This is a genomic window from Pseudomonas sp., from assembly GCF_048265905.1.
Taxonomy (GTDB): Bacteria; Pseudomonadota; Gammaproteobacteria; order Pseudomonadales; family Pseudomonadaceae; genus Aquipseudomonas.
Genome location: NZ_JBLXAP010000004.1, coordinates 149,750 through 173,495 on the forward strand (window position 1 = coordinate 149,750; position 23,746 = coordinate 173,495).

The following is a 23,746-nucleotide window of genomic DNA, read 5'->3' on the forward strand; positions in this document are numbered from 1 at the left end:
CATGGCTTCTGCTTTTAAACCCGTAGTGAAAATGACCGACCTTGATCTGCAAGGTAAACGCGTACTGATTCGCGAAGATCTCAATGTGCCGGTAAAAGACGGTGTTGTAAAAAGTGACGCCCGCATTCTGGCCTCATTGCCAACCATCAAGCTGGCGCTGGAAAAAGGCGCTGCGGTGATGATCTGCTCGCACTTGGGTCGCCCGACCGAAGGCGAATACTCCGAGGAAGACAGCCTCAAACCTGTGGCTGATTACCTGAGCAAGGCCCTTGGTCGCGAAGTCCCACTGGTCAAAGACTATCTTGGCGGTATTGAGCTGGTAGCCGGTGATGTGGTGCTTCTGGAAAACGTGCGTTTCAACGCCGGTGAAAAGAAGAATACTGACCAATTGGCGCAGCAATATGCCGCTTTGTGTGATGTCTTTGTGATGGACGCATTTGGTACGGCTCACCGCGCTCAGGGTTCGACCCACGGCGTAGCCAAATTCGCCAAAGTGGCTGCAGCGGGCCCATTGCTGGCCGCTGAGTTGGAAGCACTGGGCAAAGCACTCGGTAATCCAGCCAAACCAATGGCTGCAATCGTTGCTGGCTCCAAGGTTTCGACCAAGCTCGATGTACTTAATAGCCTCAGCGAGATTTGCGATCAGTTGATTGTCGGCGGTGGTATCGCCAATACCTTCCTTGCTGCAGCGGGTTTCCCAGTCGGTAAGTCGCTGTATGAAGCGGATCTGGTTGCAACTGCCAAGGCCATCGCCGCCAAGGTCAGCGTGCCGTTGCCGGTTGATGTGGTAGTCGCTAAGGAGTTCGCCGAGTCAGCAGCTGCTACGGTTAAGCTGGTTGCTGATGTAGCTGAAGACGACATGATTCTCGACATCGGCCCGCAAACCGCTGCGCAGTTTGCTGAGCTGCTCAAGTCATCTAAGACTATCCTATGGAATGGTCCTGTCGGTGTGTTTGAGTTCGACCAGTTTGGTCAGGGCACTAAAACTCTGGCCTTGGCCATTGCTGAAAGCCCTGCGTTTTCGATCGCCGGCGGTGGCGACACCTTGGCGGCAATCGACAAATATGCAGTAGCCGACAAAATCTCATACATCTCCACCGGCGGTGGTGCGTTTCTTGAGTTCGTTGAAGGTAAAGTATTGCCTGCAGTAGAGATTTTGGAACAGCGCGCTCAAGGCTAAATCTGGCTCTGCGGCATATGCAGAAAGACCTAGCAGGAGCTGGGCTAAATTGATAAGGAGTAAGTTACGATGCGAAATACTATGGTTTTGTTGGCGTCTGCCACGTTGCTGGCTGGTTGCTTGAGTGAGGCGCGTCATGAGCGTGCCTGCAAGATATTCAGCCCTGCCAAGATCGAGTCACCGACGGAAAACCAGGATATGCGTATCGAATCGCAGAGCACCGGCGATCCAACCGGCACCTCTTATGAAGAAACCAATTGCTAATTGTTTGGCTCATAGGCGGACGGGTGTGATGTTGAGGTCTCTGAGTGCCTTGGTTTTGTTGACGGTTGCGTGTTTGACTGTCGCTGCTTGTAGTTCGGCCACAATCGATCACGATCAAGGCTGTGATGTTGTGTATATGCAGCCTGAGCGACCAGCGGTGACATATGACCGATATAGTCGCGATGGGGTTAGCCGGCATGTGCTGCAGCACGAGGTTCCTGCTGCGGGCCCTGAATTGATGAACGATTGCTAAGGAACCAATGCGATGATTAAGGCACTCTGCGCTGCAGTTGTGTTCTCAGGTTTAAGCCTGGTCGCGGGATGTGCGACAGAGCAGCCGACCGACACATGGACGCGTTGGGTTTGTGACAGTCAGACTGAAGTGCTGTGGCGCTTTACTGACTCGTCGCAAGATGCCGTCGATGTGCGGCTCGGTGGTGGTGATATTGTTCACCGCCTTGAGCGTCAGCCTTCTGGTTCTGGCGTTATGTACAGCGATGCGATGTTGACCTTTCATACCAAAGGCAACGAAGGTTTGATTTACCGTACAGCCACTGATGATTTGATTGGTCGGGGCTGTAAAGCACCTTTATAAGTAAGCCTGCCTTAACTGCAGGCTTTAATGATGAATGAGCCCAATTGGGAGACAGGAAAATATGGCACTTATCAGCATGCGCCAGATGCTCGACCACGCCGCCGAATACGGTTATGGCGTTCCAGCATTCAACGTTAACAACCTTGAGCAGATGCGGGCCATTATGGAAGCCGCTGACAAGACTGATTCCCCGGTCATCGTTCAGGCTTCGGCGGGCGCACGCAAATACGCTGGCGCACCATTCTTGCGTCATCTGATTCTTGCCGCTATCGAAGAATTTCCGCACATTCCTGTGTGTATGCACCAGGATCACGGCACCAGCCCGGGTGTGTGTCAGCGTTCGATTCAACTGGGCTTCAGCTCGGTGATGATGGACGGCTCGTTGAAAGAAGACGGCAAAACCCCAGCCGACTACGACTACAACGTCCGTGTCACTCAAGAAACCGTCGCCATGGCTCACGCTTGTGGTGTTTCGGTGGAAGGTGAGTTGGGTTGCCTGGGCAGCTTGGAAACCGGTCAGGCTGGCGAAGAAGACGGCATTGGCGCCGAAGGTATTCTTGATCACAGCCAGATGCTGACTGATCCTGAAGAAGCAGCTGATTTCGTTAAGCGCACCCAGGTCGATGCCTTGGCGATCGCTATCGGTACCAGCCACGGTGCTTACAAATTCACCAAGCCGCCTACCGGCGATATTCTGGCGATCGACCGAATCAAGGCGATCCACCAGCGTATTCCCAACACCCACCTGGTCATGCACGGTTCATCTTCAGTGCCGCAGGAGTGGCTGGCGATCATCAACCAGTACGGTGGCGATATCAAAGAAACCTACGGCGTGCCGGTTGAAGAAATTGTTGAAGGCATCAAGCATGGCGTGCGTAAGGTCAACATCGATACCGATTTGCGTCTGGCGTCGACTGGTGCCATGCGTCGCATGATGGCTGAACAGCCGAGCGAGTTCGATCCGCGTAAATTCTTCGGCAAAACAGTCGAAGCCATGCGCGATATTTGTATTGCTCGTTACGAAGCCTTCGGCACTGCGGGTAATGCATCGAAAATCAAGCCTGTTTCGCTCGAAGCAATGTTTCAACGTTATGCAAGCGGTGAGCTGGCCTCGAAGGTCAAGTAAAGCGTCTTAAACATCGAAAAAGCCCGCCGTTGCGGGCTTTTTTGTGTCTGGCGCATAACAAACCGGCGCTCAATGCAGTGATTTATCTGTGCATTTCATGGGTGCCGAGGGCATTACGAAAAACCATGTAAAACTCCTAACGCCCCTCTTGTGCGGGTCTGGCTCATACTTGCCAGATAATTCGCTCAGGATGTACTCCTTTATGCCCAACAACTCGCGAGTCTTGCTGCAGTTTGTCCTCGCTGTGTTGGTGACGACGCTGGTGGGAAGCATTTTACAAACGCAGTACAACCTCGCCCAGTTGCAGGCTTTGGGCGCTCCGATGCCAATCGATGTGCGCGTGCAAAGTACCTGTTTGGATGTTCTGAGATTTAGCCCGGTATTTGCAATTTTAGTGTTATTGGGTTTTGCCGCTGCCTTACCTACTGCCGCGTGGCTGAGCAAAAAAGTGCCTGCCGCTCGCTGGATGTTATTTGCCTTGGCGGGTGCTCTGGCAATTTTCCTTGGCCTTACGCTGGTTAATGCAGTGCTGCCGATGCCGACCTTTATAGGTGCCAACCGTTCGTTCGTGGGCACCTTGGGATTAATGGCCAGCGGCAGCCTAGGGGCTTTGTTTTTTGCTGCCCGCTGCCGGGTTACTGAGTAGTTTTGCGTCTACTAAGAAGGTTTTACCATGATCAATAAAGCACGTAGCCATTTCGCCAAGCCGTTGTATGGCGCTGCAATATTGCTCGCCTGCTGTTGGCTGAGCCCAGCGTCAGCCACCACCGATTATCGTATCGAAACCTTCACCGAAGGGCTTGAGAACCCTTGGTCGATGGCATTCTTGCCCGACGGCCGCATGTTGGTTACTGAGCGTCCAGGGCGCCTGCGCATCATTGCAGCGAACGGCCAGTTGCAAGAGCAACCTGTTGCTGGTTTGCCCGAGATATATGCCACCTCGCAGGCAGGTTTGCTGGAAGTAAAGCTGGATCCTGAGTTCAGCACTAATCAGCGAATATTTATCAGCTATTCCTATGGCGATCGCGACGCCAACAACACACGCCTTGCCAGTGCCCGGCTGGTTGATAACCAGTTGCAGGATTTAAAGACGATATTCACGGCCCTGCCTGCTAAAGCCGGAAGCTCGCACTACGGTGGCCGGATCGCTTTTCTGCCGGATAACAGTCTCCTGTTAACCTTGGGCGATGGTTATGACTACCGCGAAGAGGCGCAAAACCTGAGCAATCATCTGGGTAAGGTTATCCGGATCAACCGCGACGGCAGCGTACCTGCGGATAATCCGTTTGTTGATACCAAAGACGCGGCCCCGGAGATATACAGCTACGGCCATCGCAATGTGCAAGGCATTGTCTATGTGCCGGAACTGAAGCGGGTCTACAGCCATGAACATGGCCCTCGCGGCGGTGATGAGCTGAACCTGATCAAGCCCGGAGTCAATTATGGCTGGCCGCTCATTACCTATGGTGTCGATTACAGTGGTGCGCAAATCTCTCCTTACACTGAACTTGAGGGGTTGGAGCAACCGCTGTTGCAGTGGACACCTTCGGTTGCTCCGTCGGGTTTGATGGTCTACAGCGGTTCGCGTTTCAAGTACTGGCAGGGTGATTTGTTTGCCTCGACGCTGGCAGAAAAAAGCGTCAGGCGTATCCGTATGAAAGAGGGCATGTTGGCAGGCCAGGAAGTGCTGTTTGAAGAGCTTGATGAGCGTATTCGCGCGGTATACGGAGGCCCGGATGGGTATATTTATCTGCTCACCGACAACCCGCAAGGGCGTGTGCTCAAGGTAATACCGACCGAGTGAAGCGTTGCGGCATAATAGCCAGCATCCAGTACGCTGAAAGTCGTGACCATGACGCCGCTTAAATACCTGCAAGCTTATCCTGTCGCGCTGCAAGACCAGGTTCGTCAGTTGATCGCCCAAGATCGCCTGGGCGATTACCTGACGCAGCGTTACAGCGGTAAACACAGTGTGCAGAACGACAAGGCTCTGTACAGCTACACAATGGGGCTCAAGCAAGAACACCTGCGCAATGCGCCAAGTATCGACAAGGTACTGTTTGATAACCGCCTTGACCTGACGCACCGCGCGCTGGGCCTACACACCGCTATTTCACGGGTGCAGGGCGGCAAGCTCAAAGCCAAGAAAGAGATTCGCGTAGCGGCGCTATTCAAAGAGGCTGCCCCAGAGTTTTTGCAGATGATCGTGGTGCACGAACTGGCACACCTGAAAGAATCCGAGCACAACAAAGCCTTCTACAAGCTGTGCGAATACATGCTTCCCGGTTACCAGCAGATTGAATTCGACCTGCGTGTTTATCTGACCTGGCTGGAGTTATCCAAAGCTCAGGCTTGAACAGGCTGGCGGCCTACGGATTGTTGACCACCACGTAGACCACCGTGTTGTTGTTCCACTGCGGCTGGTAGTACTGGTTATTGCAGTAGTAATACTCATTGCCGTGGCGATACACCTGCTGGCAGTTGGGCGGCAGGCTGTTGATCATCGAGCCGATGGCCAAGACGCTGCCAGTGACAATTGCCGCAGTGGCTACCGGGTGATGGTGATCGACATCGACGTCGATATCCCAGTCACCCCGGCCATTGTGATCAACGTCGATATCTACATCTTCGTCCCAACCCCAGCCGTGATGATCAACATCAATATCGACGTCGCCGCGGCGATAATCGCGATTGTCATTGATGTTCACGTTTTTATTGATATTGACGTTGTTGTCGCGCCTGACTGGCGGACGCTGAATATTGCGGTTCGGTTGCACCCGCGGCTGGCTTGCCGCCCGTGCATGGCTCACCGAGCTGTGCGCTCTGACGCCGCCTGCGCCGTGCCCGGCAAAACGAGCGGCTTCAGCCAGTGGTGCGCCGATTAGCAACAATGACAACGCCAGATAAGCAAGGTGCTTGGCCTGCAATACTTGAGCAGTCATGGCTGTGGCTCCGGTTGGGGCGCAACGCTGTCTCGGGTGAAAGGAATACGCTTGGCATCCTTATCGGCCACGAAGGTGAAGTGATCAGCCGCAAAACTGGGCTCGGCATTCCACTTCATGGTTGCCTGATACTGCGGGTCGCCTACTGTGTAGCGCGTCGTAATCACCAGCTTGCAGGGCAACGCTTGCTTGCCTTGGCTGACCCAGAGTTGCCAGTCGATAGTCGGCTCGCGAAACGCCAGGTGGTCACAGGTTTGCCCATTAATCTGCTCGCTATCGACCAGCAGGCCACGCTTAACGCCTGCGAGGAAGTGTGCTTGCCGAGTCTGACTGAGAAAGTCGATCAACGGCATTTCAACATCATGGGCAATCAGCCCGTTGACCAGTTGGTTGAGGGTCAACGGGGCGGGTGTTTGGGCGTAATAACCCTGTTCTGGGCTGGCCAAGGTCAGGGTTTTGCCGTCGTAGACGATCAGGCGTGGCGTTTCGCCGCTGATCTGCGCTCGCAAGTGCGTGGGCGCTTGCACATCGAGGGTTGCCTGTGAGTTGTGTTGCAGCTTGTAGCCGTAGTCGAGGACTTCATCCTGGCTCGACTGCACGCTGACGGAATACCGTTTGAGCGCCCGCAGGCTGGTGCGCATTCGCTCGTAGACAGCCCGGGCCTCGGCGCTGACTGCGCTGTCGGGGGCCTCTTGTGACTCGGCGGCCAGCGCCAATGGGCCAACTACAGCTAAGTACAGGGGCAAGCACAGTCGCGTAAGGCGAAGGACTCTCATACAGGCTCCAACAATCTAGAGTGATGGCTGTATGAGCCTAGACCAGCATTGGGCTGCTGGCTGTTATTTGAGGTGTGTCAGCCGCGTAGCATCAGGTTCAGTTGGTCAACGATTTCAGCCCAGTCGGCATCCTCGCGTATTTCTTCACGCAGAAAAGCGGCTTGGGCCTTATTCCAGAAGCTGGCTTCGGCTAATACACAGTCTTCCGGCAAGGGTGAGTGAGTGCTGATAAATGCTTCGATGCTGGCTGGGTCGTTATCTAAACCCAGTTGGGCAAAGAGGCTGGGCAGATCGTGAACGGGCGGCTCCATAGTGTTCTCCTGCGGCAATAATGTTGGTAATGCAGTGAAAAGATTAGCGCAGTCTGTGTTGTTGGTAACTTGCTGGGCTAAGTTATTGGACCCAGAGAATCTCGAAGTGTTGCGTGCCATTGGCAATTCTCAAGCTGACTTCATCACCAATAGTTTTGCCGAGCATGGCTTTACCCAGCGGCGCTTCATGGCTGATAACTTGAACGGTCTGGCCGTCATGCAGCAGTTTCATGCTGGCGCCATTAGGGCCAAGTAGCAATAATTGCTCGGTTGCATGTTCATCCGCGAGACAGATCAGTGCGCCCAAGGCGATACCGGTTTCTTCTGTGAAAGGGCGTAGCTGTAACTGGCGCCACAGGCTGATGGCTTGGCGGATAGCCTCGACCCTGCGCGCTTGGCCGGTCGCCAGGTAGGCGGCTTCAAGGCCCAGAGTGTCATATTTGTTCTCGGCAATATTCTCTTCATGGGTCGCGGTTTCATGCGCGACTTGTGCCGCGTGCGCCGCAGCGTGCAGGTCTGCATCAAGGCGCGTCAGTACGAGTTGGTGCAGCAGTGATTTATCTATCAAGTTTGGCTACCGAGTGAGCGCGCAGAACAATCGCTCAGGGTAACGGAAATAAGCTGCGTGGAGGAGCATTGTCAGGCATCTTGCACCAAGGTCTAGTGTTGCCAAGTTGATGCTTGGACGATAGTTGATAACTGCTGAAAACTACTGCGCTGGAGATGCCCAGCCGGAGGACGATTGATGGACCTGTTACGTGCAATCGGTTTTTGTTTTTTAGGTGTGGTGGTTCCGCTGGGAGCACTGCTGGCGAGTAATCCTTCGGGAATAGCGCAGTGGTTGTCCGAGCTGTTCGGAACTAATGTCACCCGCGCTGCGCTGGGTATCGGCTTTTTAGCCTTGGCAGCTATTTGTCTGAAAATTGACCTGACCATTCGCCGCCGCGCGCAAGCGGCCAAGGCCAAGTTGGCTTGATTTTTTATGCCAGTGAATGCGGTCTCGCAGCATCCTTAACTTGGGGCTTTGACGCCTTTAAGCAAGTGCGCCGAGGCCGTGCGTAGCGGCCCAAGCTGCTGGCTGATCAGGGCTAGCTGGGTTTGCACCAAACGCTGCTGGTCATCTAGTTCATCAGGGATTTGTTCCAGCTCAAGCGCAAGCTTTTCTTCGGCGTCGCTGTGAATCGCCACCCCAGACTTCTCACTCAAACCCTTGGCAATTTCATCAAGGCTGGCAGCCAGTTGCTCGGCACTGGTTAGCAGGTGCTGCTGGGTTTCATCCAACTTAATCTCGCCACGGTGCGCACCTAAGCCGGACAGGTAGCTGAGCAGCGTGTGCGACAGCACCAGAAAACGAAAACCTATGTCGGACTCTTTGCGAAAGTGCCCCGGTTCCATCAGCATGTTGGCCAGCGTGGTCGACAGGGCAGCGTCGGCGTTATGGGCATTGCGCCGAGCCAGCCGGTAACTGAGGTCGTCACGTTTACCCTGTGCATATTGCTGAATGATCTGTCGTAGATAAGTGCTGTTGCAGCTCAGGGTCGTGGCGACCATGCGGTTAAGGCTGCGACCTTGCCAGTCCGGCAGAATCAGGAACACCGCTAAACCTGCAATCAAACTACCAATCAAGGTATCGACCAGGCGCGGAATAAACAGCCCGTAGCCGTTGCCAACCTGGTTGAAGCAGAACAACACCAGCAGGGTGATCGCAGCGGTTGCCACCGTGTAGCGACTGGTCCGCGTGGCGAAGAAGGCAACGCCAGCGGCCACCGCAAACAGTGATTGGATCAGTGCGTTTGGAAACAGGTCAAACAATGCCCAGCCAATCAGCAAACCGAGCACGGTGCCACTAATACGCTGCACCAACTTGCGCCGCGTTGCGCCATAGTTGGGTTGGCAGACAAACACCGTCGTCAGCAATATCCAGTAGCCTTGCGCCGGGTGAATCCAGTTGAGCACTGCATAACCAACGGTCAGGGCAACCGCTAAACGTAAGGCGTGGCGAAATAGAAATGAGCTGGGCGTGAGCTGAGCACGGAAGCGGTTAAGCACGTCTTTGAACGACTGTGGTTCACGGTCAAGCAGGCTGCTGTCTTGCTCGTCGGCCAGTGCATCGGGGTTGCTGGCATTGCTGAACAGGTTGTCCAGCGTGCCGAGGTTATTGGCCAGCGCATTGAGCGAGCGCAGCAAATGCCGGCGCGGCGGGTTGGTTTGCTGTTGCAGGTATTCGAGCGAGTCGTGCAAGTCAGTCAGCGCCTGGCTGCACAGTTCGCGAAACATAAAGGGTTGGCGCAACTCGACCGCTTCAGCCAGTCGTTCGCAGGCCTCGCCATGCAGCCGCAATAGGCGCTGGCAGCGAAACATCACATCGCTGTGGAAAAACGCTTCGGCTAATTCGTTGTAGGGATAGTGCGATGAGCTGGCGCGTTCATGAATATCCTGTGCCAGAAAATACAGCTTTAAGTAGCGGCTGACCTTGCGCCCGGCGCGCGCGCTTCCCACTCGGTGTAGGAGTATTTCCTTGGTGGCATTGAGCGCGGCGACTACTTGACCGTTTTGTTTGGCCAGCGCCAGCCTGCGTTCTTCAACATCAAGTTGGCGCAATGGCTCGAACAGCGCTGCCTTGAGTTTCAGGTAGCGTCCCAGCTCTCGAAATAGCTTGGCCAAGCTCAGTTGCACTGGTTGATTGGAGAATATCGCGTGCCAGATTACTGAGAGCAACCCATACCATGCTGCGCCCGCAACCAAGAGCAAGGGTTGCAGAACCGAGCCACTGGTGCCGCCGCGTTGCTCGACGCCGATCATGCTGTAGATCGCCAGAATCAGTGTCGCCGAACCGAGCGTTGCATAGCGCTCACCCAGTGCGCCAAGCATGGTCAGCGAGAAGGCCGAGACGGCAAGTGCCACAGCGAATAACCAAGGGTAACCAAAGACCCATTCAACGGTCACTGCGGCGGCACTGAAACAACAGAGGGTCACCAGGAGTGCGGTCAAGCGGCCTTGCCAGCTGTCATCGGTTTCGGCCAGGGCGCTGGCGATAACCCCGAGAAACAGTGGAATCAGCGCGTGCATCTGGTCTTGCGACCAGCACATGATCAAGCTGCCACTTAGCGCGATAAACACTCGCAAGCTATAGCTGAACTTGTCCAATGCCCAAAGGCGGCGCAAAGATTGGCGAAAGGAAGGGCGAGTCATCGGCTGGCCTTGCTGCATGAGTGCTTGCAGATTAACGGATCAGTTATGACGAGTGCTACAGCTCAAGCGATACATGCACAGATGGAGTGGCTGGCAGGCGCAAATGGGTGTCTGCAATAAGCTGAACTTGATATTTGGGACTGATCGGTTCTAAATGCAAGGATGAATCGCGGACGCCCCAAATCATTTTGCCCTGAGCAAGCCCTGGAAAATGCCATGCAGGTGTTTTGGCAGCGTGGCTATGAAGCCACGTCGCTGCAAGACCTGCTCGCGGCTACTGGTTTGTCGAAGAGCAGCCTCTATCAAACCTATCCCAGCAAGCTGGCCTGGTTTGAAGCCGCTTTTGCGCGTTATTGCCGCAATCGCCAGCAGATGTTGCTTGAGTTGCTGGAGCAATCCAGCTCGCCACTCGACTATATACGCAGCCGTTTGCTCGGTGTGCTTGATGACGAGGGGCTGGACGGCATACCGCGCGGGTGCATGCTGGTGAATGTGGCCAATGAGTTTTCCCTGAGCCAGCCCCACATTCTGAGCCTGACGAAACAGGCCACAGAAGGCTTTTCTCAAGTGCTGAGCGCTGCGCTCAAGCGTGCACAAGCCATGGGCGAGTTGAATGCTCAGGCGGATACCGAAGCCTTGGGGTTTTATCTGCAATGTGTGATCAGTGGTTTGCGCACGCAAGTGAAGTCGGGTTTGCCGGCGCAGCGGATTGTGTTCACTGTTGATCAGGTGATGAACCAGTTAAGGTAAATTTTTTTAGCAAAATATGGACTGATCGGTCCTTAACAAAGGAGAACGTCATGCTGGAGCTATTCGAACTACGCGGTGCTGATCCAGAGGTTTTATTTTCGCCGTATTGCTGGCGGGTTCGCTTGGCGTTGGCACACAAGGGCCTGCCATTTACTGCCAATCCTCTGCGATTTACCGACAAAGAGCCGCTGGCGTGTTCGGGCCAAGGCTTGGTCCCGGTGATCCGCGATGGTGAAAAAGTGGTGAACGACAGTGTTGCGATTTTCGAGTATCTGGACGCCACCTATCCTGAGAAAACCCTATTGGGTGACTCACTTGCTGCGAGTCGCGCGCGTCTGCTGGAAAAACTGATTTTTACTGCAGTGCGCATGCCCTTGCTGAAACTGTTGGTGCCGCGTGTGTACGCAGCAATTGATGATGCGGATAAAGATTACTTTCGCAGCAGCCGTGAAAAAGCCCTTGGCATGACCCTCGAAGCCTTTGCCGACAGGCAAGTCGGGTTGGATTCATTTGCTGTGGTTGTCGCCCCGCTGGAAACCTGGCTCAAGACTCAGCCGTATCTGGATGGTGAGCAGCCTGCGGGCACTGATTATCTAGTCGCCGGTTTGTTCTTCTGGGCATGGTGTCTGGGCGAGCAGCCATGGACGTCGGGGTCTGCAGTTGATGCTTGGTTCCAGAGAATCCTGAAACAGTACGAAGCTCAGTTTGGGGGGGTAAAGCGTGCCGCTTGAGGTGCGCAAGCAGACGCTGTGAGTGATCTGTAATACTTGCTCAGACTCCTCTTTTGTGAACGGCGCCTGTCCTGACAGGCAGGACAAGCGCCGTCTTTACTGCCGCTTTGCTTACTCATTTCGTACTGAATAAATGCAGGTTTCAGGTGTTTTAACTGAAATCGATCGTTAATTCAGACTGGCTCAAGCCTCAGGTTCTCTAAACTTAAAGTGCACGATATCGACTCACTAGACCCCCTTCAGGAGGTGGCTATGCGTATTGGCGTACCCAAAGAAATCAAGAACCATGAATACCGTGTCGGCCTGACTCCCCATTCAGTGGCTGAATTGACAGCCTTGGGGCATGAGTTGCTGGTCGAAACCCAGGCCGGAACTGCAATTGGTTTTAGCGATGCCGATTATGTCGCTGCTGGTGCGCAAATAATGACCAGCGTTGAGTCGCTGTTTGACGATTCGCAGTTGATCATCAAGGTCAAAGAACCACTGGCGGAAGAACGTGCCCGGCTCCGCCCGGAACACACACTATTTACTTACCTGCATTTGGCACCGGACCGTGCGCAAACCGATGATTTAATGGCCGGTGGAGCCACCTGCGTTGCCTATGAAACCGTGACCGATGCTCACGGACGTTTGCCCCTGCTGGCGCCGATGTCTGAGGTTGCAGGGCGTATGTCGATCCAAGCGGGTGCTAATTGCTTGGAAAAAGCCAAGGGCGGTCGCGGTGTTTTACTCGGTGGCGTGCCTGGGGTTGCGCCAGGTAAGGTCGTGATACTTGGCGGTGGCGTGGTTGGCAGTCATGGCCTGGCTATGGCGGTTGGCCTTGGCGCGGATGTCACGGTGCTGGATAAAAGCGTCGATGCGCTGCGCAGACTCGATTCGCTATACGGTAACCGCATTACCACTCTTTATTCGACGGGATCGACCTTGCGCGAGCAGATTCTGGCGGCGGATCTGGTGATCGGTGGGGTGCTGATTCCGGGTGCTGCGGCACCGAAATTGATCAGTGCCGAGATGGTCAAGCAGATGCAGCCGGGTGCCGTGCTGGTGGATGTGGCCATTGATCAGGGCGGCTGTGCTGAAACATCAAAAGCCACCACCCACGCAGATCCGACTTATGTGGTCGATGATGTGGTGCATTACTGCGTGGCCAATATGCCCGGTGCTGTTGCGCGTACTTCGACGCTGGCGCTCAATAACGCGACCCTGCCTTTCGTGATCGAGCTGGCGCAAAAAGGTACGCGCCGCGCCCTTCAGGAGAACCCGCATCTGTGCAACGGTCTAAGTGTCTCCAAAGGCGTAATTACCTGTGCCAGTGTGGCAGAAGCGCATGGCCTGGAATATCACTCGGCCTCCAGCGTGCTTGAGCACCTCTGAATTAAGCAACTTGGCTATGTGGCTTGGTCGTTACAGCGGCCAGGCCCATAACAACATCGGCACGCTGACCAATACCACGACAATTTCCAGTGGTAAGCCGAGTCGCCAGTAATCACCGAAGCGAAAACCACCCGGGCTGAGAATCAAGGTGTTGTTCTGGTGTCCGATTGGGGTCAGGAAGGAACACGATGCGCCAATGGCCACCGCCATCAGTAAGGGGTCTGAGTTGACCTCAAGCTGAGTCGCCAAACTGAGCGCAATCGGGCACATCACGGCGGCGGTGGCGGCGTTGTTCATAAAGTCTGAAAGAGTCATGGTGACTATAAGCAGCACCGTCAACACCACGATAGGTTGCCCTTGGGCAATGTTCTCCATCAACAGGCGAGCCAGCAAATCAGCTGCTCCCGTTGATGACATGGCCCCTGCTACGGGAATCAAGGCGCCAAGCAAGACAATCACTGGCCAGTCGATAGACTCGTAGAACGAGCGTAAAGGCACTACGCGCATCACCATATAGACCAGCACGCCGCAGGCGAAAGCGACCGCCGCAGACAACAGGCCGAACGCAGACAAGGCGATTGCGACTATCATCACGCCAATTGCCAACCCCGCCTGACCCGGGTTGGGAATGCTGATTGCGCGATCAGCCAGTGGGACGCAGCCATAGTCAGCCGCGAACTCGGCAATATCTTCCAGCGTGCCCTGCATCAGCAATACATCAGCGCTTTGGATTTGCGTCGAGCGCAGGCGTTTGATTGAACGGTGGCTTTGTCTGGAAATGGCTAACAGATTGATCGAGTAACGGCTGCGCAGTCGCGTGCCACTGGCAGTGCGGCCGATCAGTTGGGCATCGGGTCTGACCAGCAGTTCTTGCAGTACGCTGGCTTCACCATTGTCCTTTTTGTCTGGCTCAGTCGCGTCGGCTTTATCTTTGTCCTCGCCTGGTTCGCGCTCGTTCTTGGGATCGGCTTCTTTGTTCTTTTTGGCTGAGTCGCTGGCTTCCAGCGTCAGTCCAAGATTGCTCAACACGCTGCCTAGTGACTCGGGTTCAGCCTCAATGACCAGCACATCATCAATCTCAAGCACCCGCCGTGGGTTGGGGGCTGATAAGCGCATTTTGTTGCGCACCATTGCCACAATTTGTGCATCAGCTTCCTCCAGCGATTGCTCGACTTCGCGAATGCTTTGGCCAATGGCCTTGCCGCCTTTGATCACGCGCGCTTCGGTGAGATAAGTACCGGTTTCGAAACTTGCCGCGTTACCGACCTGGCGTTTAGGCACCAGTCTCCAGCCAATCAGCAGGATAAAGGCAATGCCGATCAGCGCAACGGGGACCCCGACCATGCTGAAATCAAACATGGCAAACGGGCCAGCATCGGTTTTGGCGCGGAAGCTGGAGACAATCAAGTTAGGCGGTGTGCCGATCAAGGTGGTCATACCGCCAAGAATGGTACCGAAGGCCAGCGGCATCAGAACTCGCCCCGGCGGTATCGATTGCTTGTTGGCAACCTGCAAGGCTATTGGCATCAGCAGCGCCAAGGCACCGACGTTATTCATAAAGGCCGACAGCAAGGCGCCTAAACACGTTAGTGCCGTCATCGTTAGCATTGGCCCGGCTTTGCTGGGTATCACCCGCTGCGCCAGTGCATCAACCGCGCCGGTAATCTGCAGCCCGTAGCTGAGCACCAGCACACAGGCCACGGTGATTACTGCCGGATGACCAAAGCCTGCAAAGGCGTCTCTGTCGGGTACCAGGCCGCAGATAACGCAGGCTAACAGGGCGCCGAGTGCGACGATGTCGTGTCGCCAGCGCCCCCAGATGAATAGGCCCATGGTTATGGCGAGAATGGCAAAGATCAATCCTTGGTCTTGAGTCATGTAGCGATCAATCCTGTTCAGGTCGGACAGCTGTCAGCGAGACACTCGTGCTACAAATACTCTATCTACTAAAGCAGATTGCGCAGCTAAACAGCAGTTCCATGCTGCTTGGATTATTTAGGGAGTCTCTGAAAAAGGCGACTATGTGTATTGTGCTGCCGCATAACCAGACGCCCAGGCCCACTGGAAGTTAAAACCGCCGAGATGGCCGGTGACATCCAGCACTTCACCAATGAAGTAAAGACCGGGCGATTTCAGTGACTCAAGGGTTTTTGATGAGACTTCACGTGTGTCGATCCCGCCCAGGGTGACTTCTGCCGTGCGATAACCTTCAGTGCCAGCTGGCACTAATTGCCAATCTGATAGCGCCTCGGCAATGGCTTTAAGCTCGTTCGGGCTGTACTGCTTCATTGGTTTCGAGACAAACCAGTTGTCGGCGAGCAACCCCGCCATCTTCTTGGTGAAGAGTTCCGCGAGCAGGGTTTTAAGCTCGCTGTTGGGGCGTTCGCCCTGCTGCGTGGACAGCCATTGGGGTAAATCAATATGCGGCAACAAGTCGATTGTTATGCGGTCGCCGGGTTGCCAATACGAGGATATTTGTAAAATCGCCGGGCCACTCAGGCCACGGTGGGTGAATAGGATGTTTTCGCGGAAGCTGGTGCCATTGCAACTGACCAGACAATCTTCAACCGAAGTGCCAGACAATTCCGTGCACAGGGTTTTGAGTTGGGGGTCAGTAATGGTGAACGGCACCAGGCCAGCGCGGGTTGGCAGCAGCTCATGACCAAACTGCTTGGCGACCTGATAACCAAAACCAGTGGCGCCTAAAGTCGGGATGGAAAGGCCGCCAGTGGCGATAACCAACGATTGGCATTGGACGCTGCCGATAGAGGTTTCGAGGCTGTAGCCTTGTTCCTGCTTGCTGATGGTTTTGACTGAGGTCTCAAGGCGTAGATCAACGCCTACCGCTTCGCACTCAGACAAAAGCATTTGCAGAATGTCGCTGGACTTGTTGTCGCAAAACAACTGACCAAGTTTCTTCTCGTGATAGGGCACGCCATGTTTGGCAACTAAACCGATGAAGTCCCACTGGCTGTAGCGCGCCAAGGCTGATTTGCAGAAGTGCGGGTTGCCGGAAAGAAAGTTGCTCGGCTCGCAATACATATTGGTGAAATTGCAGCGCCCGCCGCCAGACATAAGGATTTTCTTGCCCGCTTTGTTGGCGTGGTCGAGCAGCAGCACGCTGCGGCCACGGCCAGCAGCGGTCAGGGCGCACATAAGGCCGGCTGCACCGGCACCGATGATGACAACATTTGCAGCGAGCACAGCAGCTTCCTCAACCCAGACACACAGTGCGCGCATATTACCCGAAGGCGCTATGCGCGTATCACTGGATCACGGTGTTTGAGGTGCGACAGTCTCATTGGCAATGGCCTGCAGAACAGTTTGTAGCTTGCCAATTACCGGACAGTCGCTGGCACCGTGGCGCGCGCCGATATACGCCGGATCGTTGTAACCGATCCAAACTTGTTCGGATGCGTCCTGCCAGACCAGTACTTTGAGTGGTAAGTCGATTGCTGAGGTCTGTGCGCACTCCATCAGCGGTGTGCCGCCTTTGGGGTTGCCGAATATCAGCAACTGGGTTGGACGCAGGGGCATGCCGACTTTTGCTGCACCGGCGGCATGATCGACCTTGGCAAAGACAGTCAGCTCACGGCTGCCGACTGCATGTTCGACGCGTTGCATCGTTTTGCTGACGTTGTAGGGGCTTTTAAGCGTAACCAGACCGTCGGCTGCAGCGCTCATCGAGCTGACAGCCATCAGCATCAAGGTTGTAAATAATTTGCGCGAATTCACCTGCTGCTCCTGCCTTGATTAAAGAGTCCATCAAGGTAATAGAGCAAGCCGTGGTTGTTTTGTTTCAGCGCTCGACTGGTAAGCGCTGAAACAACAGGTTTAAAGCGCGCGAACCCGCAGGCTGCGGCCTTTGATCTTGCCATCGCTAAGACGCTTGAGTGCCTGCTTGGCAACACTGCGCTCGACCGCCACGTAAGCCTGGAAGTCAAAAATAGCGATCTTACCGACCTGAGTACCGGGAATGCCTGCGTCGCCAGTCAGGGCGCCGAGAATGTCACCGGGGCGCAATTTGTCTTTGCGCCCGGCGCCAATGCACAAGGTAATCATCGGCGGCTGCAGCGGGTCACCAGCCATGGGCTTGAGGCTGCTCAGCGGATGCCAGTTCAGGGCACCTTGCTGGAGTTTTTCAATGGCTTGGGCGCGGTGCGCTTCAGGCGGTGCAACAAGGCTTACGGCAACGCCTTTGGCTCCTGCGCGACCGGTACGGCCAACGCGGTGAATATGAGTTTCAGAATCTCGCGCCAGCTCAACGTTGATCACCATGTCGAGGGCGTCAATATCCAGGCCGCGCGCCGCGACATCGGTTGCCACTAAAACGCTAAGGCTGCGGTTAGCAAACATCGCCAGCACTTGATCGCGATCACGTTGCTCAAGATCGCCATTAAGCGCGCCTGCGGAAATGCCGTTGGCAGCTAGATGATCAACCACTTCCTGGCATTGTTGTTTGGTGAAGCAGAAGGCCACGGCCGATTCTGGGCGAGCGCTGGCCAGCACCTTGACCACGGCGTCCATGCGTTCCTCGGGGGATATTTCATAGAAGCGCTGCTCGATTTGGGTGTCATCGTGCATGGCTTCGGCTTTTACCCGCTGCGGGTCGCGCATAAACGAGGCCGACAACTGCTTGATAGCACTCGGGTAGGTGGCCGAGAACAGCAGTGTCTGGCGGCGGTCAGGGGTGTGGCCGATGATCTCGGCGATGCTGTCGTAGAAGCCCATGTCGAGCATGCGATCGGCTTCGTCGAGGATCAGTGTATTGAGACCGTCGAGCTTTAAGGTGCCTTTTGCCAGGTGCTGTTGAATGCGACCCGGTGTGCCGACGATGATCTGTGCGCCGTGCTCCAGCGAGCCAATCTGCGGGCCAAAGGGTACGCCGCCGCACAGGGTCAGAACCTTGATGTTGTCGGCGCCGCGCGCCAGGCGACGAATCTCTTTGGCCACTTGGTCGGCCAGTTCGCGAGTTGGGCACATCACCAGCGCCTGGCAACCAAAGAATCGCGGGTTAAGTGGGTTGAGCAGGCCAATACCAAAGGCGGCGGTTTTACCACTGCCGGTTTTGGCTTGGGCAATCAGGTCCATGCCCTTGAGTATCACCGGCAGGCTTTGCGCTTGAATCGGGGTCATCTGCGCATAGCCGAGCGACTCGAGATTCGCCAGCATGGCGGGCGAAAGTGGCAAAGATGAAAAGGCGGTGTTAGTCACGGTACAGACCTGCAAAAACGAAATGGCGCGCAGTGTAACAGGTGCAGCGCCCAGCACTGTGGTCGGGCCGACCGAAGCGCTTGAAAATAGCCGATGTTGCCTGAAACTCTTTCAAGTCGGCGCCTATGCTTCGTCGGTAACCTTGTATCTGCGCGCATTCCTGCACGCAACAGCAGCTTGTAACGGATATCTTGAGCCAAGGAAGAACTTCCCGAAGTCTAGCCAGCTCGCAGCAGAGACTTCTTAGTCGTGCGGGTCCGCTTCAGGGTTGGCCCGTCTCGGGCTGCGGCCTTCCGCCGGGGAGAGTTGTAGAAAGATCGCGGCCGCGAACATCGAGAGCAAACCGATGCACAAATAAGTGGCCTGGAACGCCCACACAACAGCATCGGGATCGCCTTTGCTTTCTGCGGTGAACCCGCTCAAAAGTGCCGCTGCGGCAGCAATCCCGATGCTCATCGACAGTTGCACCACAACAGATAGCAACCCGTTGCCGCTGCTCGCCTCGTCATCACGCAGATCGATCAAGGTGACGGTATTCATCGCGGTGAACTGCAATGAGTTGAAGGCGCCGATGAGTGACAGCTGAATGATCAGTTGCACCGGTGAGCTATTCGCATCAACCAAGGCCATGCTGGCGATCAGCGCACCAAGCAGCAAGGTGTTGCCGGTGAGAATGCGCCGATAACCGAGGCGATCAATCAGCGGTTTGGCCAGCGGCTTCATGAGCATCGCCGCGAGTGCCAGCGGGATCATGCTCATGCCCGCTTGCGAGGGTGAATAACCCATGGCCAGTTGCAGCAATAACGGCGTCAAAAATGGCAATGAACCACTGCCTAAGCGAGCGAACATATTGCCCAGAATCCCGACGGCGAAGGTGCGGGTGTTAAACAATTTGGGCGAGAACAACGCGTTTTCCGTGCGTCCAGCGCGTAGCCAATACGCCGCGAGGCAAGCCAGGCCGCCAAGCAACAGCAGCATCACCCGCACATGCGCCATGCCCAACTCACCCAGACCTTCAAGGGCGATGGTGATCAACACCATCGAGGCACCGAACAAGGCAAAGCCGATGGCATCAAAGCGAGTACGCTGCGGCCCGCGCAGGTCAGGCATCAGCTTGAATGCTGCCCAGCAACCCAGGGCGCCCACCGGCAGATTGATCAAGAATATCCAGTGCCAGCTGGTGTATTCAACCAGCCAGCCACCCAGTGTCGGGCCAATTAACGGGCCGAGCAGGCCGGGCAGGGTGATGAAACTCATGATCCGCACTAGATCGCTACGCGGATACGCGCGAAGCACCACCAAGCGCCCGACTGGCATCATCAAGGCGCCGCCCAGGCCCTGAATTATCCGGGCTCCGATCAGCATATTGAGTGATTGCGAAAGTGCGCACAGCAGCGAACCGAGGCTGAATAACAAGATTGCGCCAAAGAAAATTCGCCGGGTGCCAAAGCGATCGGCAATCCAGCCAGATGCCGGAATCAACAGGGCCACGGTCAGCATGTAGGCGATCACCACCGATTGCATGCGCAACGGGTCTTCGGCCAGATCATGGGCCATGCTCGGCAGGGCAGTATTGAGAATGGTGCCGTCCAGCGTCTGCATAAAAAACGCGATGGCAACAATCCAGGGCAACAGGCGGGCGGTGCGTGCGTCAAGCGGCAGCATAGTGAACCTCAGTCACAGCAAACCCCTACAACTGTAATGCAATCTGTAAAGCCCTGCTGAGCAATGCAGCGGATTAGAAGGTTTGGCTGATGACGTGGGAGCAGCAAGTAGGGTGTGGCAACGCGAAGCTTGCCCACCAAGGTTCAAGCACCAACGCCCATTAACGACTAACCAAAAACCGAATGCTCATTGCGGCAGAAGGTGGATAAAAAAGCGTTATCCACCCTACTGTTTGCAAGGCTTATCGCGCGGTTGCAGATGCGCGCATGGCAGGCCCGCGAACCGCTGCGCCATTGGCGACATAGTACGGGGCCGTGCTACGTGGTAATGGCTCGCGCCCGCGAATTTTATCTGCGATTTTCTCGGCCATCATGATGGTCGGCGCATTGAGATTGCCGGTGGTGATCAGTGGCATGATCGAGGCATCGACCACGCGCAGACCTTGTAGACCATGCACTCGGCCCTGACCGTCAACCACGGCCATCTCGTCTTCACCCATCTTGCATGAGCATGAAGGGTGGAAGGCGGTTTCGGCATGTTCGCGGATAAAGTTATCGAGCTGTTCGTCGCTGGTGACATCGACGCCTGGGCTGATCTCGCGGCCACGATAAGGGTCAAGCGCAACCTGCGCCATGATCTCGCGAGTAATGCGGATACCATCGCGGAACTCTTGCCAGTCTTGCTCGTGCGCCATGTAGTTGAACAGGATGCTTGGGTGCTGGCGCGGGTCTTTGGACTTGGCGCGCACACGGCCACGGCTCGGTGAACGCATGGAACCCACATGAGCCTGGAAACCATGCTCGCTGACCGCATTGCTGCCGTTGTAGTTAATCGCCACGGGCAAGAAGTGATATTGAATATTTGGCCACTCAAACTCTTCCCGCGAGCGAATAAAGCCGCCAGCCTCAAACTGGTTGCTGGCACCGACGCCGTTGCCCATGAACATCCATTTGGCACCAATGCCCGGCTGGTTCCACCACTTTAAGGCGGGGTAGAGCGACACCGGTTGTTTGCAGCTGTACTGCAAATACATTTCCAAGTGGTCTTGCAGGTTTTCGCCTACGCCGGGCAGGTCGTGGACCACAGGAATATCCAGTTCCTTGAGTAGCTCTGCCGGGCCAACGCCTGAACGTTGGAGAATTTGCGGTGAGGCAATCGCGCCGCTGCAAAGCAACACCTCACGACGGGCAGTAACCTCGACCGGCGTGTTGCTGTCGCCCCGTAAATAAGCCACGCCCGTTGCGCGTTTGTCGCTGAACAAGATGCGATCAGTCAGGGCATGAGTAACTATGGTTAGATTGCTGCGCCCCCGGGCTTGATCCAGATAACCGCGAGCGGTGCTGGCGCGGCGTCCCTTTGGCGTGACAGTACGATCCATTGGACCGAAGCCTTCTTGCTGAAAGCCATTGAGGTCATCGGTACGTGGATAACCGGCCTGCACACCGGCTTCGATCATTGCGTGGAATAATGGGTTATTGCCGGTTTTCGGGGTGCACACGCTCACCGGACCGTCGCCGCCATGATAGGCGTTGGCGCCAATGTCGCGGCTCTCGGCCTTGCGAAAATACGGCAGGCAATCGTGATAGCTCCAATCTTCGAGCCCGGCATTTTTCGCCCAGCCGTCGTAATCCATGGCATTGCCACGGATGTAGCACATGCCGTTGATCAGCGATGAGCCGCCCAGGCCTTTGCCGCGACCACACTCCATGCGCCGGTTATTCATGTGCGGTTCTGGGTCGGTTTCGTATGCCCAGTTATAGCGCTTGCCTTGCAGCGGGAAGGCCAGCGCAGCAGGCATTTGCGTACGGAAATCAAAGCGATAGTCTGGGCCGCCAGCCTCGAGCAGCAGCACGCTGACATCGCTGTCTTCGGTCAGGCGGGTGGCCAGCACGTTACCGGCAGAGCCAGCACCAATGATGATGTAGTCAAATTCTTGCTTCATGATCTGTACCTGCGTTGCGGCGGTTGCATGACGTGCTCGGTCGTTGCTTTCAGCATCTGTCTAAACGGCTTTTGCAGGGCCTTGCAGCGCTGACGAGTGTTGGTCACGCGCTGGTTGGCCGCTGCGTTCGCGGTTAGAACACCGAGGCGTAATCGCCCAGTTCAACTTGAACCGACTTGATGCGCGTGTAGTGGGTCAATGTGCTCAGGCCATTCTCACGGCCTACGCCGGACTGTTTGTAACCGCCAACCGGCATTTCGGCGGCAGATTCGCCCCAGGTATTGATCCAGCAAATACCAGCTTCCAGCTTGTGGATAACCCGGTGAGCACGGTTCAGGTCGCGGGTCACAAGACCGGCGGCCAGACCGTAATCGGTATCGTTGGCGCGACGTATCACTTCATCTTCGGTGTCGTAGACCAAAATACTCATGACCGGGCCGAAGATCTCTTCACGGGCGATGGTCATGTCATCGCGGCAGTCGGTGAAGACTGTTGGTGCCACGTAAGTGCCTTTGGCGAGCTCACCGTCGGTGAGTTGTGCGCCGCCACAGAGCAAACGAGCGCCCTGGGCTTTACCGGTTTCGATGTAGCGCAGCACGTTGTGCATGTGAGCTTGGCTGACCAGCGGGCCAAAGTTGGTGTTCTCGTCCTGCGGATCGCCGATGCGGATACGTTTAACGCGCTCGACAATCTTGCTCTCAAAGCGTGACTGCAGCATGCGCGGGATAAACACCCGAGTGCCGTTGGTGCAGACCTGGCCCGAGCTGTAGAAGTTGGCCATCATCGCGATGTCTGCTGCGCGGTCGAGATCAGCGTCTTCAAAGATGATCAGCGGAGACTTGCCACCCAACTCCATGGTTACATCCTTCAGCGTTGAGCTAGAGGCGCTGGCCATGACCTTCTTGCCGGTGGTGGTACCGCCGGTGAATGAGATTTTGGCGATGCCCGGGTGCTCAGTCAGCATCTGCCCAACCGTGCTACCGCTACCGGTGAGCACGTTGAATACGCCAGCTGGGACGCCAGCTTCGGTGTAGATCTCCGCCAGTTTTACCGCGCTCAGTGAAGTGACTTCACTGGGCTTGAAAATCATCGCGTTACCGGCAGCCAATGCGGGTGCGGATTTCCACATGGCGATCTGGATTGGATAGTTCCATGCGCCAATGCCTGCGACTACACCCAGCGGCTCGCGGCGGGTGTAAACGAATGAGCTGTCGCGCAGCGGTATTTGCTCGCCTTCAATCGCAGGTATCAAACCGGCGTAGTACTCGAGCACATCAGCGCCGGTGACGATATCGACAAAGCGGGTCTCGGAAAGAGGTTTACCTGTGTCGAGGGTTTCCAGCGCGGCCAGCTCATCGTTGCGCTCGCGCAGAATATCGACTGCGCGGCGCAGAATTCTTGAGCGTTGCATGGCCGTCATGGCAGCCCAGACTTTTTGCCCGGCGCTGGCGCTGGCAACGGCGTCATCTACATCCTGCTGATTGGCTTGCTGAATATTGGCGAGGATTTCACCGGTGGCTGGGTTGATGCTTTCGAATGTTGAAGCGCTGCTGGAGTCGACGTAGCGACCACCAATATAGAGTTTCTGGTCTTCGAATCGAGCCATGGAAAATCCTCTCTCGGTTGTTCTGTGCAAGGCAGACAAATGGCTTAAAGCGCTTTTGTCGAATGGGTCGGCGGTTGA

23 protein-coding genes are annotated in these 23,746 nt (G+C 55.7%); 11 read left to right on the forward strand and 12 right to left on the reverse strand.

Annotated features, from left to right (window positions below; translation table 11 throughout):
• The first annotated feature begins 1 nt into the window (after window position 1).
• The 7 genes from ACN0UH_RS08080 to ACN0UH_RS08110 all read left to right on the forward strand — a co-directional run bounded on the left by ACN0UH_RS08080 (window position 2) and on the right by ACN0UH_RS08110 (window position 5,521).
• Window positions 2-1,180 (forward strand): phosphoglycerate kinase, encoded by a 1,179-nt coding sequence (locus ACN0UH_RS08080; RefSeq protein ID WP_417661570.1) that lies wholly within the window; start codon window positions 2-4, stop codon window positions 1,178-1,180.
• Window positions 1,181-1,249: 69 nt separating this feature from the next.
• Window positions 1,250-1,444, forward strand: coding sequence for a hypothetical protein (locus ACN0UH_RS08085; protein WP_417661571.1), 195 nt, complete (start codon window positions 1,250-1,252; stop codon window positions 1,442-1,444).
• A 268-nt stretch (window positions 1,445-1,712) separates the two neighbouring features.
• Window positions 1,713-2,039, forward strand: coding sequence for an MliC family protein (locus tag ACN0UH_RS08090; protein ID WP_417661685.1), 327 nt, complete (start codon window positions 1,713-1,715; stop codon window positions 2,037-2,039).
• Between the two features lie 61 nt (window positions 2,040-2,100).
• Window positions 2,101-3,165 (forward strand): class II fructose-bisphosphate aldolase, encoded by a 1,065-nt coding sequence (gene fba, locus ACN0UH_RS08095; protein WP_087515302.1) that lies wholly within the window; start codon window positions 2,101-2,103, stop codon window positions 3,163-3,165.
• Between the two features lie 202 nt (window positions 3,166-3,367).
• On the forward strand, window positions 3,368-3,811 hold the full coding sequence (locus ACN0UH_RS08100; protein ID WP_417661572.1) for a hypothetical protein: 444 nt from the start codon (window positions 3,368-3,370) through the stop codon (window positions 3,809-3,811).
• Between the two features lie 27 nt (window positions 3,812-3,838).
• A complete protein-coding gene (locus ACN0UH_RS08105; protein WP_417661573.1) occupies window positions 3,839-4,969 on the forward strand; it encodes a PQQ-dependent sugar dehydrogenase in 1,131 nt (376 codons plus the stop codon).
• Window positions 4,970-5,017: 48 nt separating this feature from the next.
• The gene (locus ACN0UH_RS08110) at window positions 5,018-5,521 is read left to right on the forward strand and encodes a M48 family metallopeptidase (RefSeq protein WP_339515487.1); all 504 of its coding nucleotides are present in this window, start codon (window positions 5,018-5,020) and stop codon (window positions 5,519-5,521) included.
• 13 nt (window positions 5,522-5,534) lie between these two features.
• Here the strand turns inward: ACN0UH_RS08110 and ACN0UH_RS08115 are convergent, their stop codons facing one another.
• From ACN0UH_RS08115 to ACN0UH_RS08130, 4 genes are all read right to left on the reverse strand, one after another.
• The gene (locus ACN0UH_RS08115) at window positions 5,535-6,107 is read right to left on the reverse strand and encodes a hypothetical protein (protein ID WP_417661574.1); all 573 of its coding nucleotides are present in this window, start codon (window positions 6,105-6,107) and stop codon (window positions 5,535-5,537) included.
• On the reverse strand, window positions 6,104-6,883 hold the full coding sequence (locus tag ACN0UH_RS08120) for a DUF2092 domain-containing protein (protein ID WP_417661575.1): 780 nt from the start codon (window positions 6,881-6,883) through the stop codon (window positions 6,104-6,106). Before ACN0UH_RS08120 ends, ACN0UH_RS08115 begins: the two co-directional genes overlap by 4 nt.
• A 77-nt stretch (window positions 6,884-6,960) precedes the next feature.
• Window positions 6,961-7,194: a DUF2789 domain-containing protein gene (locus ACN0UH_RS08125; protein ID WP_417661576.1), complete on the reverse strand. Its 234-nt coding sequence runs from the start codon at window positions 7,192-7,194 to the stop codon at window positions 6,961-6,963.
• An 82-nt stretch (window positions 7,195-7,276) separates the two neighbouring features.
• Entirely contained in the window at window positions 7,277-7,759 is a 483-nt protein-coding gene (locus ACN0UH_RS08130; protein ID WP_417661686.1) for a GreA/GreB family elongation factor, read from the reverse strand.
• A 180-nt stretch (window positions 7,760-7,939) separates the two neighbouring features.
• Between ACN0UH_RS08130 and ACN0UH_RS08135 the strand changes: the two genes are divergently transcribed.
• Entirely contained in the window at window positions 7,940-8,170 is a 231-nt protein-coding gene (locus ACN0UH_RS08135; protein ID WP_417661577.1) for a hypothetical protein, read from the forward strand.
• Window positions 8,171-8,205: 35 nt separating this feature from the next.
• On the opposite strand, the gene yccS is transcribed toward ACN0UH_RS08135, so the two are convergent.
• The gene (yccS, locus tag ACN0UH_RS08140) at window positions 8,206-10,386 is read right to left on the reverse strand and encodes a YccS family putative transporter (RefSeq protein WP_417661578.1); all 2,181 of its coding nucleotides are present in this window, start codon (window positions 10,384-10,386) and stop codon (window positions 8,206-8,208) included.
• A 216-nt stretch (window positions 10,387-10,602) separates the two neighbouring features.
• On the opposite strand from yccS, the gene ACN0UH_RS08145 reads away from it, so the two are divergent.
• The 3 genes from ACN0UH_RS08145 (at window position 10,603) to ald (ending at window position 13,241) form a co-directional block, all read left to right on the forward strand.
• On the forward strand, window positions 10,603-11,136 hold the full coding sequence (locus tag ACN0UH_RS08145; RefSeq protein WP_417661579.1) for a TetR/AcrR family transcriptional regulator: 534 nt from the start codon (window positions 10,603-10,605) through the stop codon (window positions 11,134-11,136).
• 50 nt (window positions 11,137-11,186) lie between these two features.
• On the forward strand, window positions 11,187-11,867 hold the full coding sequence (locus ACN0UH_RS08150) for a glutathione S-transferase N-terminal domain-containing protein (RefSeq protein WP_417661580.1): 681 nt from the start codon (window positions 11,187-11,189) through the stop codon (window positions 11,865-11,867).
• 252 nt (window positions 11,868-12,119) lie between these two features.
• Entirely contained in the window at window positions 12,120-13,241 is a 1,122-nt protein-coding gene (gene ald, locus ACN0UH_RS08155) for an alanine dehydrogenase (protein WP_417661581.1), read from the forward strand.
• A gap of 30 nt (window positions 13,242-13,271) precedes the next feature.
• On the opposite strand, the gene ACN0UH_RS08160 is transcribed toward ald, so the two are convergent.
• The 7 genes from ACN0UH_RS08160 to betB all read right to left on the reverse strand — a co-directional run bounded on the left by ACN0UH_RS08160 (window position 13,272) and on the right by betB (window position 23,668).
• Entirely contained in the window at window positions 13,272-15,119 is a 1,848-nt protein-coding gene (locus tag ACN0UH_RS08160; RefSeq protein ID WP_417661582.1) for an SLC13 family permease, read from the reverse strand.
• Between the two features lie 141 nt (window positions 15,120-15,260).
• The gene (locus ACN0UH_RS08165; RefSeq protein WP_417661583.1) at window positions 15,261-16,481 is read right to left on the reverse strand and encodes an NAD(P)/FAD-dependent oxidoreductase; all 1,221 of its coding nucleotides are present in this window, start codon (window positions 16,479-16,481) and stop codon (window positions 15,261-15,263) included.
• A 33-nt stretch (window positions 16,482-16,514) separates the two neighbouring features.
• On the reverse strand, window positions 16,515-16,976 hold the full coding sequence (locus ACN0UH_RS08170; RefSeq protein WP_417661584.1) for a DUF302 domain-containing protein: 462 nt from the start codon (window positions 16,974-16,976) through the stop codon (window positions 16,515-16,517).
• A gap of 99 nt (window positions 16,977-17,075) precedes the next feature.
• The gene (dbpA, locus tag ACN0UH_RS08175; RefSeq protein WP_417661585.1) at window positions 17,076-18,455 is read right to left on the reverse strand and encodes an ATP-dependent RNA helicase DbpA; all 1,380 of its coding nucleotides are present in this window, start codon (window positions 18,453-18,455) and stop codon (window positions 17,076-17,078) included.
• A gap of 243 nt (window positions 18,456-18,698) precedes the next feature.
• Window positions 18,699-20,120, reverse strand: coding sequence for a multidrug transporter subunit MdtD (gene mdtD, locus ACN0UH_RS08180; RefSeq protein WP_417661586.1), 1,422 nt, complete (start codon window positions 20,118-20,120; stop codon window positions 18,699-18,701).
• Between the two features lie 241 nt (window positions 20,121-20,361).
• The gene (betA, locus tag ACN0UH_RS08185; RefSeq protein WP_417661587.1) at window positions 20,362-22,062 is read right to left on the reverse strand and encodes a choline dehydrogenase; all 1,701 of its coding nucleotides are present in this window, start codon (window positions 22,060-22,062) and stop codon (window positions 20,362-20,364) included.
• Between the two features lie 133 nt (window positions 22,063-22,195).
• On the reverse strand, window positions 22,196-23,668 hold the full coding sequence (gene betB / locus ACN0UH_RS08190) for a betaine-aldehyde dehydrogenase (protein WP_417661588.1): 1,473 nt from the start codon (window positions 23,666-23,668) through the stop codon (window positions 22,196-22,198).
• Between the last annotated feature and the right edge of the window lie 78 nt (window positions 23,669-23,746).

Coding starts and splice junctions, on each gene's coding strand:
- ACN0UH_RS08100 (WP_417661572.1), top strand. CDS start 3,368: ATGCCCAACAACTCGCGAGTCTTGCTGCAGTTTGTCCTCGCTGTGTTG.
- fba (WP_087515302.1), top strand. CDS start 2,101: ATGGCACTTATCAGCATGCGCCAGATGCTCGACCACGCCGCCGAATAC.
- yccS (WP_417661578.1), bottom strand. CDS start 10,386: ATGACTCGCCCTTCCTTTCGCCAATCTTTGCGCCGCCTTTGGGCATTG.
- ACN0UH_RS08125 (WP_417661576.1), bottom strand. CDS start 7,194: ATGGAGCCGCCCGTTCACGATCTGCCCAGCCTCTTTGCCCAACTGGGT.
- ACN0UH_RS08145 (WP_417661579.1), top strand. CDS start 10,603: ATGCAGGTGTTTTGGCAGCGTGGCTATGAAGCCACGTCGCTGCAAGAC.
- ACN0UH_RS08150 (WP_417661580.1), top strand. CDS start 11,187: ATGCTGGAGCTATTCGAACTACGCGGTGCTGATCCAGAGGTTTTATTT.
- ACN0UH_RS08105 (WP_417661573.1), top strand. CDS start 3,839: ATGATCAATAAAGCACGTAGCCATTTCGCCAAGCCGTTGTATGGCGCT.
- ACN0UH_RS08085 (WP_417661571.1), top strand. CDS start 1,250: ATGCGAAATACTATGGTTTTGTTGGCGTCTGCCACGTTGCTGGCTGGT.
- ACN0UH_RS08110 (WP_339515487.1), top strand. CDS start 5,018: ATGACGCCGCTTAAATACCTGCAAGCTTATCCTGTCGCGCTGCAAGAC.
- betA (WP_417661587.1), bottom strand. CDS start 22,062: ATGAAGCAAGAATTTGACTACATCATCATTGGTGCTGGCTCTGCCGGT.
- ACN0UH_RS08165 (WP_417661583.1), bottom strand. CDS start 16,481: ATGCGCGCACTGTGTGTCTGGGTTGAGGAAGCTGCTGTGCTCGCTGCA.
- ACN0UH_RS08120 (WP_417661575.1), bottom strand. CDS start 6,883: ATGAGAGTCCTTCGCCTTACGCGACTGTGCTTGCCCCTGTACTTAGCT.
- ACN0UH_RS08115 (WP_417661574.1), bottom strand. CDS start 6,107: ATGACTGCTCAAGTATTGCAGGCCAAGCACCTTGCTTATCTGGCGTTG.
- ACN0UH_RS08160 (WP_417661582.1), bottom strand. CDS start 15,119: ATGACTCAAGACCAAGGATTGATCTTTGCCATTCTCGCCATAACCATG.
- betB (WP_417661588.1), bottom strand. CDS start 23,668: ATGGCTCGATTCGAAGACCAGAAACTCTATATTGGTGGTCGCTACGTC.
- ACN0UH_RS08080 (WP_417661570.1), top strand. CDS start 2: ATGGCTTCTGCTTTTAAACCCGTAGTGAAAATGACCGACCTTGATCTG.
- ald (WP_417661581.1), top strand. CDS start 12,120: ATGCGTATTGGCGTACCCAAAGAAATCAAGAACCATGAATACCGTGTC.
- ACN0UH_RS08135 (WP_417661577.1), top strand. CDS start 7,940: ATGGACCTGTTACGTGCAATCGGTTTTTGTTTTTTAGGTGTGGTGGTT.
- mdtD (WP_417661586.1), bottom strand. CDS start 20,120: ATGCTGCCGCTTGACGCACGCACCGCCCGCCTGTTGCCCTGGATTGTT.